Source organism: Burkholderia cepacia GG4 (genome assembly GCF_000292915.1).
Lineage (GTDB): Bacteria > Pseudomonadota > Gammaproteobacteria > Burkholderiales > Burkholderiaceae > Burkholderia > Burkholderia cepacia_D.
In genome coordinates, this window is sequence record NC_018513.1 from 1124752 (window position 1) to 1137596 (window position 12845).

At 68.2% G+C, this 12845-nt stretch carries 12 protein-coding genes and 3 pseudogenes; 9 read left to right on the forward strand and 6 right to left on the reverse strand.

Going from position 1 to position 12845, the window contains the following annotated elements; genetic code table 11:
* Positions 1–30 precede the first annotated feature (30 nt).
* A pseudogene (locus tag GEM_RS05085) lies at positions 31–381 on the reverse strand (periplasmic heavy metal sensor); the annotation flags it as partial.
* Between GEM_RS05085 and GEM_RS31770 the strand changes: the two are divergent.
* The 4 genes and pseudogenes from GEM_RS31770 to GEM_RS05105 all read left to right on the forward strand — a co-directional run bounded on the left by GEM_RS31770 (position 337) and on the right by GEM_RS05105 (position 3197).
* Positions 337–603, forward strand: coding sequence for a hypothetical protein (locus GEM_RS31770; RefSeq protein ID WP_187293251.1), 267 nt, complete (start codon positions 337–339; stop codon positions 601–603). The pseudogene GEM_RS05085 and the gene GEM_RS31770 sit on opposite strands and share 45 nt — an antisense overlap.
* A gap of 254 nt (positions 604–857) precedes the next feature.
* A pseudogene (locus GEM_RS05095) lies at positions 858–1422 on the forward strand (UDP binding domain-containing protein); the annotation flags it as partial.
* Positions 1423–1468: 46 nt separating this feature from the next.
* Positions 1469–1897: pseudogene (locus GEM_RS05100) on the forward strand (winged helix-turn-helix domain-containing protein); the annotation flags it as partial.
* Positions 1881–3197 (forward strand): ATP-binding protein, encoded by a 1317-nt coding sequence (locus GEM_RS05105; protein WP_014896378.1) that lies wholly within the window; start codon positions 1881–1883, stop codon positions 3195–3197. The pseudogene GEM_RS05100 and the gene GEM_RS05105, both read left to right, overlap by 17 nt.
* A 40-nt stretch (positions 3198–3237) precedes the next feature.
* Here the strand turns inward: GEM_RS05105 and GEM_RS05110 are convergent, their stop codons facing one another.
* A complete protein-coding gene (locus GEM_RS05110; RefSeq protein WP_014896379.1) occupies positions 3238–3504 on the reverse strand; it encodes a hypothetical protein in 267 nt (88 codons plus the stop codon).
* A gap of 491 nt (positions 3505–3995) precedes the next feature.
* On the opposite strand from GEM_RS05110, the gene GEM_RS05115 reads away from it, so the two are divergent.
* Both GEM_RS05115 and GEM_RS05120 read left to right on the forward strand, forming a co-directional pair.
* Entirely contained in the window at positions 3996–5753 is a 1758-nt protein-coding gene (locus tag GEM_RS05115; RefSeq protein WP_014896380.1) for an ABC transporter permease, read from the forward strand.
* 22 nt (positions 5754–5775) lie between these two features.
* Positions 5776–7113: an AAA-associated domain-containing protein gene (locus GEM_RS05120; protein WP_014896381.1), complete on the forward strand. Its 1338-nt coding sequence runs from the start codon at positions 5776–5778 to the stop codon at positions 7111–7113.
* Positions 7114–7182: 69 nt separating this feature from the next.
* On the opposite strand, the gene GEM_RS05125 is transcribed toward GEM_RS05120, so the two are convergent.
* Positions 7183–7677 (reverse strand): hypothetical protein, encoded by a 495-nt coding sequence (locus GEM_RS05125; RefSeq protein WP_014896382.1) that lies wholly within the window; start codon positions 7675–7677, stop codon positions 7183–7185.
* Positions 7674–8225: a hypothetical protein gene (locus tag GEM_RS05130; RefSeq protein WP_051137963.1), complete on the reverse strand. Its 552-nt coding sequence runs from the start codon at positions 8223–8225 to the stop codon at positions 7674–7676. Before GEM_RS05130 ends, GEM_RS05125 begins: the two co-directional genes overlap by 4 nt.
* Positions 8226–8513: 288 nt before the next feature.
* On the opposite strand from GEM_RS05130, the gene GEM_RS32130 reads away from it, so the two are divergent.
* The 3 genes from GEM_RS32130 to GEM_RS05145 all read left to right on the forward strand — a co-directional run bounded on the left by GEM_RS32130 (position 8514) and on the right by GEM_RS05145 (position 10845).
* The gene (locus GEM_RS32130) at positions 8514–8711 is read left to right on the forward strand and encodes a hypothetical protein (protein WP_014896384.1); all 198 of its coding nucleotides are present in this window, start codon (positions 8514–8516) and stop codon (positions 8709–8711) included.
* A 138-nt stretch (positions 8712–8849) separates the two neighbouring features.
* Positions 8850–10271: an alpha,alpha-trehalose-phosphate synthase (UDP-forming) gene (gene otsA / locus GEM_RS05140; RefSeq protein WP_014896385.1), complete on the forward strand. Its 1422-nt coding sequence runs from the start codon at positions 8850–8852 to the stop codon at positions 10269–10271.
* On the forward strand, positions 10264–10845 hold the full coding sequence (locus GEM_RS05145; RefSeq protein WP_014896386.1) for an AAA family ATPase: 582 nt from the start codon (positions 10264–10266) through the stop codon (positions 10843–10845). Before otsA ends, GEM_RS05145 begins: the two co-directional genes overlap by 8 nt.
* Before the next feature lie 25 nt (positions 10846–10870).
* On the opposite strand, the gene GEM_RS05150 is transcribed toward GEM_RS05145, so the two are convergent.
* Complete coding sequence (locus GEM_RS05150; protein ID WP_014896387.1) at positions 10871–12238, reverse strand: MFS transporter; 1368 nt, start codon at positions 12236–12238, stop codon at positions 10871–10873.
* Positions 12239–12423: 185 nt separating this feature from the next.
* Positions 12424–12804 (reverse strand): DUF5594 family protein, encoded by a 381-nt coding sequence (locus tag GEM_RS05155; RefSeq protein ID WP_014896388.1) that lies wholly within the window; start codon positions 12802–12804, stop codon positions 12424–12426.
* Positions 12805–12845: the final 41 nt, after the last annotated feature.

A 12845-nucleotide genomic window follows, 5' to 3' on the forward strand; every position in this document is an offset into this window, starting at 1 on the left:
CGGTGCCGCCCGGGAAGGCGGCCCACCGGCTTACTGCGCCGGCGCCGACGCGGCCTTTTCCGCGCGGTGCTGCTGCCAGCGTTCCTTCATCTTCTCGTGACGCTGCTCCATCCGGGCGAACTGCTGCTTCAGCGCGGTGCTGACCGTCGTCTTCTGCTGGTCGTTCAGCCCGTTGTAGAACGCGAGCCATGCAGCCGAGCTCTGCTCGCGCAGTTGCGCATGCTGCTGTTCGGCCTGCTGGTGGGCGGCGTGCATCGCGTTCAGGTCGAGGATCGGCTGGTTCTGCTGCGCCTTGAACTGCTCGCGCATCTGCTCGTGGCTCTTGCGCATCGCTTCATGGTTCTGCTTCATCGTATTGACGGCCGTCTGCCATTGCCGTTGCCATTGCCGTTGCCATTGCCGTTGCCATTGCCGCTGCCATTGCCGCTGCCATTGCCGCTGCCGCTGCCGCTGCCGCCGCCGCCGCCACCACCGCCGTTGCCACTGCAACCGGACTACCACCACATCATCCGCTACAACTGCAACTATCACTGCCGCGGCCGCCGGTTCCCCTTTGCCGGGAGCCGATTCCGCCTTTCCCCTTCAGGTGAAAATGGAAAATGACCAACCCTCCACCCCCCTGTACCGGACCAATGCGTACGTACGTCGTCGCTGAGTTCGTGTATACTGAATTTCATCATTTCCACGCGCCCAGTGACACCTGCAAAAACACTTGCCAACCATCGTTCAAAAGTACATCTAGAATGAAACCGTCTGGCTCTCCCTTGACTGCCGCGTAACTATCTTGTCTCACTATGTCTGGCCCGAAAAATTCTACGGTCTTCCTTCCGGGTGGTGTGCTTCCGCGAAGAATGCGGCAGGCGTTGATCCGCACAGTACAGCGAGAGCATCCAGTCGCTGAGCATCAGCGAGGCCGTCGAGGCGACCAACTACGCGCAGAAGGATGTCTGATCGGCAAGAGTAGTCATCGTTTCGGCATCGGACGAGGAAGGCCGCGAATTCGCGGTCTGGGGGCTCGCATTCAAGCCGAACACGGACGACATGCGCGAGGCGCCGAGCCGTCGTCTGATCGCGGCGCTGCTTGGGCGCGGCGCGACCGTGCGCGCGTACGACCCGGTCGCGATCGACGAGGCGCGCCGCGTGTTCGCGCTCGATCTCGGCGAAGGCTCCGAGGCGCTGGCGCGCCTGCACTTCGTCGATACGCAGGACGCGGCCGTGACGGCTGCGGATGCGCTCGTGATCGTCACCGAGTGGAAGGAATTCAGGACTCCGGACTTCACGCCGGGTAAGGCGGACGCGAAGGCGCCGGTCATCCTAGCAGGGCGCAACTCAGACGACGCCTAGGCGATTGCCGCACTTGGCATCGATTCCCATGCAATCGGACCCCCCCAACCCGGAATCCAGTCCCTTCCTGGTGGATGAGGAAGCGATGTTTACTCTTCGCGAACAGATGCTCCTTCCGCGCGTACACCTCGGCAAGCCGTTCAACCCGCGCGAGCTGCTCGCGCGCGTGCAGGCCGTGCTGCGCCGCCGCCGCGCGACGCCGTCGGCGGCGGCGCCCGAGCAGCGCGAACCGTTCGCGTTCGGCCGCTTCGTGCTCGACTTCCAGGCGCGCACGCTGTCGGTCGACGGCAAGCCGGCGACGCTGTCGAGCAGCGAATTCGCGCTGTTGAAGATCTTCGTGAACCATGCGCTGCGCACGCTCACGCGCGAGCGGCTGCTCGAGCTGCTGCACGGGCCCGAGTACGACGGTACCGACCGCGGCATCGACGTCCAGGTGTGGCGCCTGCGCCGCATCCTGGAGACGGATCCGTCGACGCCGCGCTTCATCCAGACGGTCCGCGGGCGCGGCTACGTGTTCGTGCCCGACGGCGAGGCCCATGCGCAAACCCATTGATTCACTGTTCGGGCGGCTGGCGCTGCTGGTCATCGGGGTTCTGCTCCTGTCCCATTTCGCGTGGTTTTTCGCGATGCGGCTCGAGCGCAACCAGATGCAGACGCGCTACGCGGTCGAGGAGGCCGCGTTCCTCGTCGACGCGGTGCGCCAGCACGTCGAGCGCACGCCCGACCAGCCGCTGCCGTCGCGGGTGCGCCTCGTGTCGCCGGGCAGTCCCGACGTGCCGAATGGCGCCGAGTCGAACCTGCCGGCGCCGCTCAAGCGTTTCCGCGACGACGTGAGCGAGCGGATGCCGCCCGGCACCCGGGTCGAGATCGGCGTGCCCGGCCATCCGCCGGTGCTGTGGGTCAAGGAGCCGACCGATCGCAACTGGATCGTGGTGCCGGTGCAGCCGCTGCGGCCGCCGCGCTCGCTCGACCGGATGCTGTTGTGGCTCGGCACGATCTTCTCGGCCGGCGTGATCGCCGCGCTGTTCGCGGCCTGGCAGCTGCAGCAGCCGCTGCGCTCGCTGGCGCGCGCGGTCGCGCGCTTCGGCCGCGGCCAGCCGGTGCCGCCGCTGCGCGAGCGCGGCCCGCGCGAGCTGCGTCAGCTCACGCACGGCTTCAACCAGATGGTGGAGCAGGTGTCGCAGGCCGACAGCGACCGCGCGGTGATGCTGGCCGGCGTCGCGCACGACCTGCGCACGCCGCTCGCGCGGATGCGCCTGCGTGCGGAAATGATGGATGACGCGCGGCTGCGCGACGGCGTGGTGCGCGATGTCGACTCGATGTCGCACATCGTCGACCAGTTCCTCGTGTTCGCGCATGGCGGGTCCGACCGCAGCGAGCCCGTGCCGGTCGACCAGACCTGCGAGCGGATCGCGCGCAGCTATCGGGCGGTCGCGCCGAACGCGCCGGCGGTCCAGACGCATCTCGCAGCCGACGCGGGCTTCCGCCTGCCGACCGCGACGCTCGACCGGATCCTGTCGAACCTGCTGGACAACGCGCATGCGTATGGCGCCCCGCCGGTGGTAATCCAGACGGCGCGTACGCCGGCCGGCTATGTGCTGGCGGTCTCCGACAGCGGTGGCGGGATCGCGCCGCGCGACCTCGCGGCCGCGACGCGGCCGTTCGTGCGGCTCGACCCCGCGCGCGGCGGCAACGGCCACAGCGGGCTCGGGCTCGCGATCGTCGAGCGGCTGGTGCTGAGGCTGGGCGGGGCGTGCGAGATCGGCAACCGTCCCGAGGGCGGCCTGCGCGTCGCGATGACGTTCCCGTTCGACGTGGTGCCGAAGGACGAGCTTCACGCACAGGCCGCGTAAGCGGCGCATGCGGCGCCTGCCGGGCAGGCGCCGCGCGGCTTCACTCGCCGAACAGCGTGCCGAGCGTCTCGGCGGCGTTGCTGTCGATGGTGTTGTAGGTCACGCTCGTGGCCTCGAAGATATAGACGGTCGTATAGCGGCCGAGGCGTTCCAGGATTTCCTCCTGCAGCGATTCCGGCACGATGTTCATGTTCAGGTACCACGCCGTCGACGACAGCCGCGTCTGGAACGACCCGTACTCCTGCATCAGTTCGTAGAACGCGTCGGCATCCTGATCGCGGCAGACGATCACCAAGTTTCCTGCCATTCCCTTCCTCCTGCTCGTCGGTCGATCCGCAGGATCCGCATGTCGACGGACCCCAAGGGCAAGCCCCGATCATACCCGCTTCGCCGTATCCGTCCGCGGACGCCCGACACGGATTGTGTTCGTGTGCCGCTGGCGGGTTCACGGCCGGGCCGGATCACGGCATAATTCGGGGCCTGCACGCCGGCCGAAAGACCGCGGTCGGGGGCTCCGCAGCGCGCGCGCCGGGCACGATCCGTGCGCCGGCCGTTCGTGCATCGCGCCGCGCCGTCCCCGGACGGTTGTACCTGAAATACAGGTTGGTGTAGTGTCGTGCCGTCGCGGCCCGACTCGTCCGCGGCCGCGCCGGGGCGCAGCTTGCACGTCCGGCGCAGCGCGCCGGCGTGAGATCGTGAATCAATCGAATTACCGCGTCGAATTACCGCGCCCGTGCGCTTTGCCATGAATCAACATCGTCTGCCGGCTTCGTTCGGCCTTACCGGGGAGGGCGCCTGATGGACGTCGGATTCTTCAATCCGAACCGGACCGCCAACGCATCTGCGTGGCGCGTTCTGCCGAACCGGTGGGACTTCATCGCGTTTCCGCTGATCATCTGCCTGATCGCGATGGCGGTCGTCGGTTTCCACGAAACGCTGGCACCGATCGGGACCCTGCAGACGCAGAAGATCTCGCTCGATCCGTCGAACCTGCCCGAATACGCGTTGCGCACCACGCTGCGGATGCTTGCCGCGATGGTCGCGTCGCTCGTGTTCACGCTCGTGTACGGCACGCTCGCGGCCAAGAGCCGTCGTGCCGGCATGGTGCTGATCCCGATCCTCGACATTCTGCAGTCGGTGCCGGTGCTCGGCTTCATCTCGTTTACCGTCACGTTCTTCCTCGCGCTGTTCCCGAGCCGCGTGCTCGGCGCCGAGCTGGCCGCGATCTTCGCGATCTTCACGAGCCAGGCGTGGAACATGACGTTCAGCTTCTACCAGTCGCTGCGCACGGTGCCGCGCGATCTGGACGAAGTGTCGCGCGGCTTCCACCTGACGTCGTGGCAGCGCTTCTGGAAGCTCGAAGTGCCGTTCTCGATGCCGGGCCTGATCTGGAACATGATGATGTCGATGTCGGGCGGCTGGTTCTTCGTCGTCGCATCGGAAGCCATCACGGTCGGCAACCAGACCATCACGTTGCCGGGCATCGGCGCGTATCTCGCGCAGGCGATCTCGGACAAGAACCTCGGCGCGATCGGCTGGGTGATCCTCACGATGACGGTCGTGATTCTCGCGTACGACCAGTTCCTGTTCCGCCCGCTCATCGCGTGGGCCGACAAGTTCCGGATGGAGAACACCGCGTCGGGCGATGCGCCGCAATCCTGGCTGCTCGACCTCGTGCGCCGCACGCGCCTGATTCATCAACTGCTCGTGCCGGCCGGCTGGTTCTTCGCGAAGGCCGCGCGGATTCCGCTGCGCCTGCCGCTGTCGGGCGCGATGCGCTTCACGCTGCCGCGCGTCGAGAAGAAGGCGTCGCGCACGGTCGACATCGCGTGGTCGGTCCTCGTGCTGATCGGCACGGCGTATATCGTGTGGCGCGTGATCAGCTTCGTGTCGACCGGCGTGACGATGGCCGAGGTCGGCCACGTGCTCGTGCTCGGGCTCATCACGCTGCTGCGCGTGGTCGTGCTGATCGCGATCGCGTCGGTGATCTGGGTGCCGATCGGCGTGTGGGTCGGGCTGCGCCCGCGGCTGGCCGAGAAGCTGCAGCCGCTCGCGCAGTTCCTCGCGGCGTTCCCGGCCAACCTGCTGTTCCCGGCGTTCGTGATCGTGATCGCCCGCTTCCACCTGAACGCCGACATCTGGCTGTCGCCGCTGATCGTGCTCGGGACGCAGTGGTATATCCTGTTCAACGTGATCGCCGGCGCGACGTCCTACCCGAACGACTATCGCGAAGCGGCGACCAACTTCCGCATCCGTGGCTGGCAGTGGTGGCGGCAGGCGATCCTGCCCGGCATCTTCCCGTACTACGTGACCGGCGCGATCACCGCCTCGGGCGGCGCGTGGAACGCGAGCATCGTGTCGGAAGCCGTGCAGTGGGGCAACACCAAGATCGAGGCGCACGGCCTCGGCGCGTACATCGCGCAGACCACTGCCGCCGGCGATTTCCCGAAGATCATCCTGGGCATCGCCGTGATGTCCCTGTTCGTCACCCTGTTCAACCGCCTGCTGTGGCGCCCGCTGTATGCCTTCGCCGAAGCGAAGCTGCGGCTCGACTGAGACCGATTGAGAGCGAAACGCGATGCACAATCCGAATGCTGTAAACGCCCCCATCCAGACGTCCCAGCCGCCGCGCCTCGGTGAGGAAATCCTGCGCGTCGATCACGTCTGCCGCGGCTTCAACAAGACGCAGGGCGAGCTGCTCGTGCTCGACGACGCGAACCTGTCGCTGCGTGAAGGCGAGATCGTCGGGCTGCTCGGCCGTTCGGGCTCGGGCAAGTCGACGCTGCTGCGGATCATCGCCGGCCTGATCGAGCCGACCGGCGGTGAAGTGACCTATCTCGGCAAGCCGCTGACCGGCCCGGCCGAGGGCGTCGCGATGGTGTTCCAGACCTTCGCGCTGTTCCCGTGGCTCACCGTGCTGCAGAACGTGGAAGCCGGCCTCGAGGCGCTCGGCGTCGGTGCGCGCGAGCGGCGCGAACGCGCGCTGGCGGCAATCGACCTGATCGGTCTCGACGGCTTCGAGAACGCGTACCCGCGCGAGCTGTCGGGCGGGATGCGGCAGCGTGTGGGCTTTGCGCGCGCGCTCGTCGTCGACCCGACGATCCTGCTGATGGACGAGCCGTTCTCGGCGCTCGACGTGCTGACGGCCGAAACGCTGCGTACCGACCTGCTCGATCTGTGGACGCAGGGCCGCATGCCGATCAAGTCGGTGCTGATCGTCACGCACAACATCGAGGAAGCCGTGTTCATGTGCGACCGGATCCTGGTGCTGTCGTCGAACCCGGGCCGCGTGATCGCCGAGATCAAGGTGCCGTTCAAGCATCCGCGCAACCGTCTCGATCCGGCCTTCCGCAAGCTGGTCGACGACATCTACGCGAAGATGACGGCCCGCCAGACCGGCGAGGCGACGAAGAAGGGGCTCGAACTCGGCAACTGGCTGCCGCAGGTGTCGACCAACCTGATGGCCGGCCTGATCGAGACGCTCGCGATGGCGCCGTACCACGGCCGCGCGGACATGCCGGAAATCGCGCGCACGCTGCACCTGGAGGTCGACGACCTGTTCCCGATCGCCGAAGTGCTGCAGTACCTCGGTTTCGCGGACGTGCGGGAAGGGGACGTGTTCCTCACGCCGCCGGGGCGCGTGTTCGCCGAATTCGGCACGCAGGAACGCAAGCTGATGTTTGCCGATCACCTGCTGAAGCACGTGCCGCTCGCCGCGCGGATCAAGAAGGTGCTGAACGAACGCCCGGGCCATCGCGCGCCGCGCGTGCGCTTCGAGCAGGAGCTCGAGGATTTCCTGTCGGACGGCGCGGCCGAGGAAACGCTCGACGCGGTGATCGACTGGGGCCGCTACGGCGAGATCTTCTCGTACAACGACCAGACCGAAATCTTCAGTCTCGAGGACGTCGAGTCCTGAGCGGCTGTGCCGGGGCGCCGGCCCGGCATCCGCATGCGCCGCGTGGGTCACGCGGCGCGCAGCGCGTCGTTACTGCAGGTTGCCCCAGCGATCGACGGCCGGTTCGGCCGACGCCCACTTCCAGTGCGTGCCTTGCTGGCACACATTCGCGAAATACCAGTCGGCCTTGGCACCGTCCTTCACCGAGAACGCGAATTCCTTGCACAGCGCGAGCGCCGACGAGTACGCGCGCGTGACGCGCACTTCGCCTTCGCCGTTTTCCAGCGGCAGCGTGTTCTGCACTTTCCACGGCTTCACGTCGCCGACGGCCAGGCTGCCGGCCGCCTTCGCGATCGCGTCCTGCTGGTTCTGATGGAGCTGCTTCATCGTGCGGTTGACGGCCTCGTCGGTCGCCGCCTGCACGGCAATCCCGACGCCGACGCCCACCGCCGGGTTCGCGGTGACGAGGCCCGTTGCCGCGCCGGCGAGCGCGCCGCTCGCCGCGCCGACCGACCCGCAGCCCGACAGCGCGGCGCTGGCCGCGCACAGTGTGCCGAGCGCCGCGATACGGAGCGCGACGCTCATTGCAGCGCGCCCCAGCGTTCGGTTGCGGGCTCCGCCGACGCCCATTTCCACACGGGGCCGTCGCGGCACAGGGTGGCGACGTAGAACGCCGACTGCGCGGCCTTGTCGGCCTTCGCGGGCGTGTCGACCGCGAATACGATTTCCTTGCAGTCGAGCGGGCCGACGCTGATCATCCGGCTGACCGTCACGCGGCCCTGTTCGTCTTCCTCGATCGGGAACGAATGGTGCGTCGACCACGGCGCGACACCGCCGACGTCGAGCGGGCCGGCCGCCTTCGCGATCTGTTCCTGCGTGTAGCGGTGTGCGACGCGCTGCGTGTACTGGACGCCCGCGCGCGCGCCGGCGACGGCACCGAGGCCGATGCCCGTCGCGACGGCGGCGTTGTTGGTGACCTTGGAGGCGATCGCGGCACCCGCGATACCGGCGCCGGCGGTCGCGCCTTCGCTGTACAGCGAGTTGCAGCCGGACATCAGCGCGGCCGTGGCGAGCGCGGCCAGCACGACGCGCACCGGCGTGGCCCGGCGCGGCGATTCGAAACGAATGTTCATCCCTGAGTGCAAGTCCTGTCTGGGTGAGCGGCGACGCATGCACGCTCCGATGCCGCGTCATTGTTTCGCAATTGTCATAGGAAAACTGCAAAGCTTTGACAAATCGCCGGACGGCATGCCGCGCGCGTGCGCGCGGCGGTATTGTCGAATAGATGGTCGACACGGGGTCGAAACGTTACAAATTGAAGGCAATTGTTACCTCGGCGTGCAAGGAACCGACCTAGACTGTTTTGTTATGGAATGTTTCTCCGACGGTCTCGCGCCGCGCCGCATATGAGACACCCCGCCATGCGCCGTTCAAAACGGCCTTCACACCGGCCGCCCGATGCGGGGGCAGATCGCCCGCGTCCGCCGACCGACGCTCCGTCGGCACCGCCTGCCGGCGCGCCCGACGAGACGCCGTCCGACGGCGATCACAACCAGGGTGGCGCCCGCCCGGAAGGGCTCGAGTATCAACGCGACCTCGGCCAGGAGCAGGACGCCTGATGCCGTCGTCATCGCATTCCATCGCCGTATTTCATTGCATTTCTCGGAACTGAATCGCCGCGCGGCCGCCCTTGGGCCGGCGCGTCCGCATGGGCGCGCGCCGCGCGCCAGCCAATCGAATCGAAGTGGGGAAGCCGCATGAGCAGACTGATCGTGGTATCGAACCGTGTCGCCGCAGGCGAGGACACGCGCCCGAGCGCAGGCGGTCTTGCGGTCGGCGTGATGGACGCGCTGCAGGAAACCGGCGGCGTCTGGTTCGGCTGGAACGGCGAGATCGTCGATACGCCCGACGCCGGGCCCGCGATCCAGCGAGACGGCAACGTCACGTACGCGACGCTCGGGCTGACCCGGCGCGACTACGACCAGTACTACCGTGGTTTCTCGAATGCGACGCTGTGGCCGGTGTTCCACTATCGCGGCGATCTCGCGCGCTTCGACCGGCAGGAGTACGCGGGCTATCTGCGCGTGAACGCGATGCTCGCGAAGCAGCTCGCCGCGCTGTTGCAGCCCGACGATCTGATCTGGGTGCACGACTACCACCTGCTGCCGTTCGCGCACTTCCTGCGCGAGCTCGGCGTGAAGAACCCGATCGGCTTTTTCCTGCACATTCCGTTTCCGTCGCCCGATATGCTGCGTGTCGTGCCGCCGCACGAGGAACTCGTGAAGTTCATGTGCGCGTACGACGTCGCGGGCTTCCAGACCGACGCCGACAAGCAGGCGTTCACCGACTACATCGAGCGACGCGGGATCGGGGCGGCGAGCGAAGACGGGATGCTGCACGCGCACGGCCGTGTCGTGAAGGTCGCCGCCTATCCGATCGGCGTGCATCCGGACGCGATCGCGCAGGCGGCCGTCCAGTACGGCGCGCGCAAGCCGGTGAAGATGCTGCGTGAGGCACTCGACGGCCGCAAGCTCGTGATGAGCGTCGACCGGCTCGATTATTCGAAGGGGCTGGTCGAGCGCTTCCAGTCGTTCGAGCGGATGCTCGCCAACGCGCCGGGCTGGCAGGGGCGCGTGTCGCTGTTGCAGATCGCGCCGCCGACGCGCTCCGACGTGCAGACCTACCAGGACATTCGAGAAACGCTCGAAGGCGAGGCCGGCCGCATCAACGGCCGCTTCTCGCAGCTCGACTGGACGCCGATCCAGTATCTGAACCGCAAGTACGAGCGCAACTTGCTGATGGCGTTCTTCCGGATGTCGCAGGTCGGCTACGTGACGCCGTTGCGCGACGGGATGAACCTCGTCGCGAAGGAATACGTCGCTGCGCAGGATCCGGCCGATCCGGGCGTGCTCGTGCTGTCGGAATTCGCGGGTGCGGCGGCCGAGCTGACCGGCGCGCTGCTCGTCAATCCGTACGACCTGTCGCAGATGGCCGACGCGCTCGAGCGTGCACTGTCGATGCCGCTCGCGGAGCGGCAGGCGCGCCACGAGCAGAACCTCGCGCGGCTGCGCGAGAACGACCTGTCGGTATGGCGCGACACGTTCGTCGCCGACCTGCGCAGCGTCGCGGCCGCCGCGTCGGTCACGCAGCGCGCGGGCCGGCGGGCCGCGCATGTCTGAGCACGTGGCGCAGGGCGGGTCCGCGGACGATGCGTCCACCCGCTTCTTCGTCGTCACGGGCGGCCCCGGTGCGGGCAAGAGCACCTTGCTCGACGCGCTCGAGCGTGCCGGCTTCGCGCGCTCGCATGAGGCCGGGCGCGGCGTGATCCGCGACCAGATGGCGATCGACGGCCCGGCGCTGCCATGGCGCGACCGGGCCGCCTTCGCCGAACTGATGCTGAACTGGGAGATGCGCTCGTACCATCTCGCGCGGTGCGCGCGCGGGCCCGTGTTCTTCGATCGCGGCGTGCCGGACGTGATCGGCTACCTGCGGCTCACGGGCCTCGCGGTGCCCGCGCATGCGGAAGCCGCCGCGCGGCGCTTTCGCTATCACCGGCGCGTGTTCATCGCGCCGCCGTGGCCCGAGATCTACGCGCAGGACACCGAGCGGCGGCAGGATTTCGCGGAAGCCGTGCGTACCTACGACGCGATGGTCGATTGCTACACGTCATACGGCTATCGGCTGGTCGAGCTGCCGCGCGTGAGCGTGAAGGCGCGCGTGCGTTTCGTGATGGACGCGCTCGACGTCGCATGACCGCCGGGGGCGGCGCGCGGCGGCGTCATGTTGCCGCGTCGGGCCGCGGCGACGCGATGCGCAGCATGCTGACCACCGCGGCGACCGCCGCGAATACCGTGGCGACATAGAGCGCGATCGTCGGACCGTGGTCGGGCGCGAGCCCGAAAATCAGTGCGACGAGGGCGGCGCCGAGCGTCTGGCCCGTCAGGCGTGCCGTGCTCAGCATCCCGCCCGCGCCGCCGCTGCGCTCGCGTGGCGCCGACGACAGCATCGCGCGGTTGTTCGGCGACTGGAACAGCCCGAAGCCCGCGCCGCACAGCGCCATCCGCCACACGATGTCGACGGTGCCCGGGTGCGCGCCGATCGTCGCGAGCGACAGCAGCCCGGCCGCGAACAGCGCGAGCCCGATCCCGCCAAGGATGCCGGCCGAGTAGCGGTCCGACAGCACGCCCGCGAGCGGCGCGGCGAACACGATCACGAGCGGCCACGGCGTCATGTAGAGGCCGGTCTCGACCTGCGAGAAGCCGAGCGAATTCTGCAGCCAGAACGGCAGCGCGACGAATGCGAGCATCTGCGACGTGAACGACGCCATCGACGTGTAGATCGACAGCGCGAACATCGGGATGCGCATCAGGTCGACCGGCAGGAGCGGCGCCGGCTGCGACAGCTGGCGCTTCACGAAGAAGTAGCCGACGCCGAGCGCGACGGCCAGCTCGGCCGCGACGTACACATGGCGTTCGCCATGACCGAGTCCGTCGACGGCCGTGATCAGCAGCCCGAACACGCACGCGTTCATCAGCGCGCTCGGGAAGTCGTACGGCGCATCGTGCAGCGGGTTGGCCGGCAGCGCGCGCAGGCTGCCGAGCACGGCGGCGATGCCGATCGGCACGTTGACCGCGAACAGCCACGGCCACGACGCGAACGACAGGATCGCCGAGGCGACCGTCGGGCCGATCGCCGACGACAGCGCGACCACCATCGCGTTGATCGACAGCCCGCGCCCGAGCATCGACGACGGGTAGATCATCCGCACGAGCGCCGCGTTGACGCTCATGATGCCGGCCGCGCCGAACCCCTGGATCACGCGCATCACCGCGAGCGTCGGCAGCGAGCCGGCGAGCGCGCAGCCGAGCGACGCCGCGGTGAAGAGCGCGAGCCCGGCGATGTAGATGCGGCGATAGCCGATGCGCTCGCCGAGCGACGCAAGTGGCAGCAGCGTGATCGTGACCGCGAGCTGGTACGCGTTGACGATCCAGATCGACGCGGCATCGGACGCATGCAGGTCGTGCGCGATCGTCGGCAGCGCAACGTTCGCGATGGCGCCGTCGAGCACGGCGAGCGTGATGCCCAGTGCGACGCAGACGATCGCCCAGTAGCGTTGCGGAAGCGGCAGGCCGATGTCGGCGTTCATGACGGGAGCGAAGGCGTGGTTGTCCGCGCGCCCGGGTGCCGGTTGCGTGCGCAACCATGCCCGCGGGTGGAGGCGGCGGTGAATGGCCCGGCCGGCGCAGCCGCGCCGGATCGGGGCCGGTCGAGTGTATCACCGGGCCGCATCGCGCGAAGCCGGTGTGCCCGGCCGCCGGCCGGCGCGCGCATTCAGCCTTCGAAGTCGAGGCCGCCGAGCCGCACGAGCGGGGCGGCCTGGGTGCGCGACGCCAGATCGATGTCGCGCGCGCCCTGCCATGCGCTCAGCTTCCTCGGCAGCGCGGTCAGGTAGTGCTCGAAGCGTGCCGGGCCATCGGGCTCCATCAGCCGTTCGATCTCGTCGGTGTCCCAGGTCAGCTCGAGGTTCAGCGGATGCACGAAGCCGCTCACGTGCTCGTGCGGCGCGCTGCGGATCTGCACGCACGTCGGGTGCCCGTGCCCGCCATAGGGGACGACGTCGGTCAGGACGTGATCGGCGAAGAACGCGGCGATCACCTGCGCGATGCGCGGTGCGAATTCGGTATCGAAACGGCGGGCGATTTCGGGCTGCATGAAGACGTCTCCTGTGTGCCGAAAATCGTAGCACGGCGCTG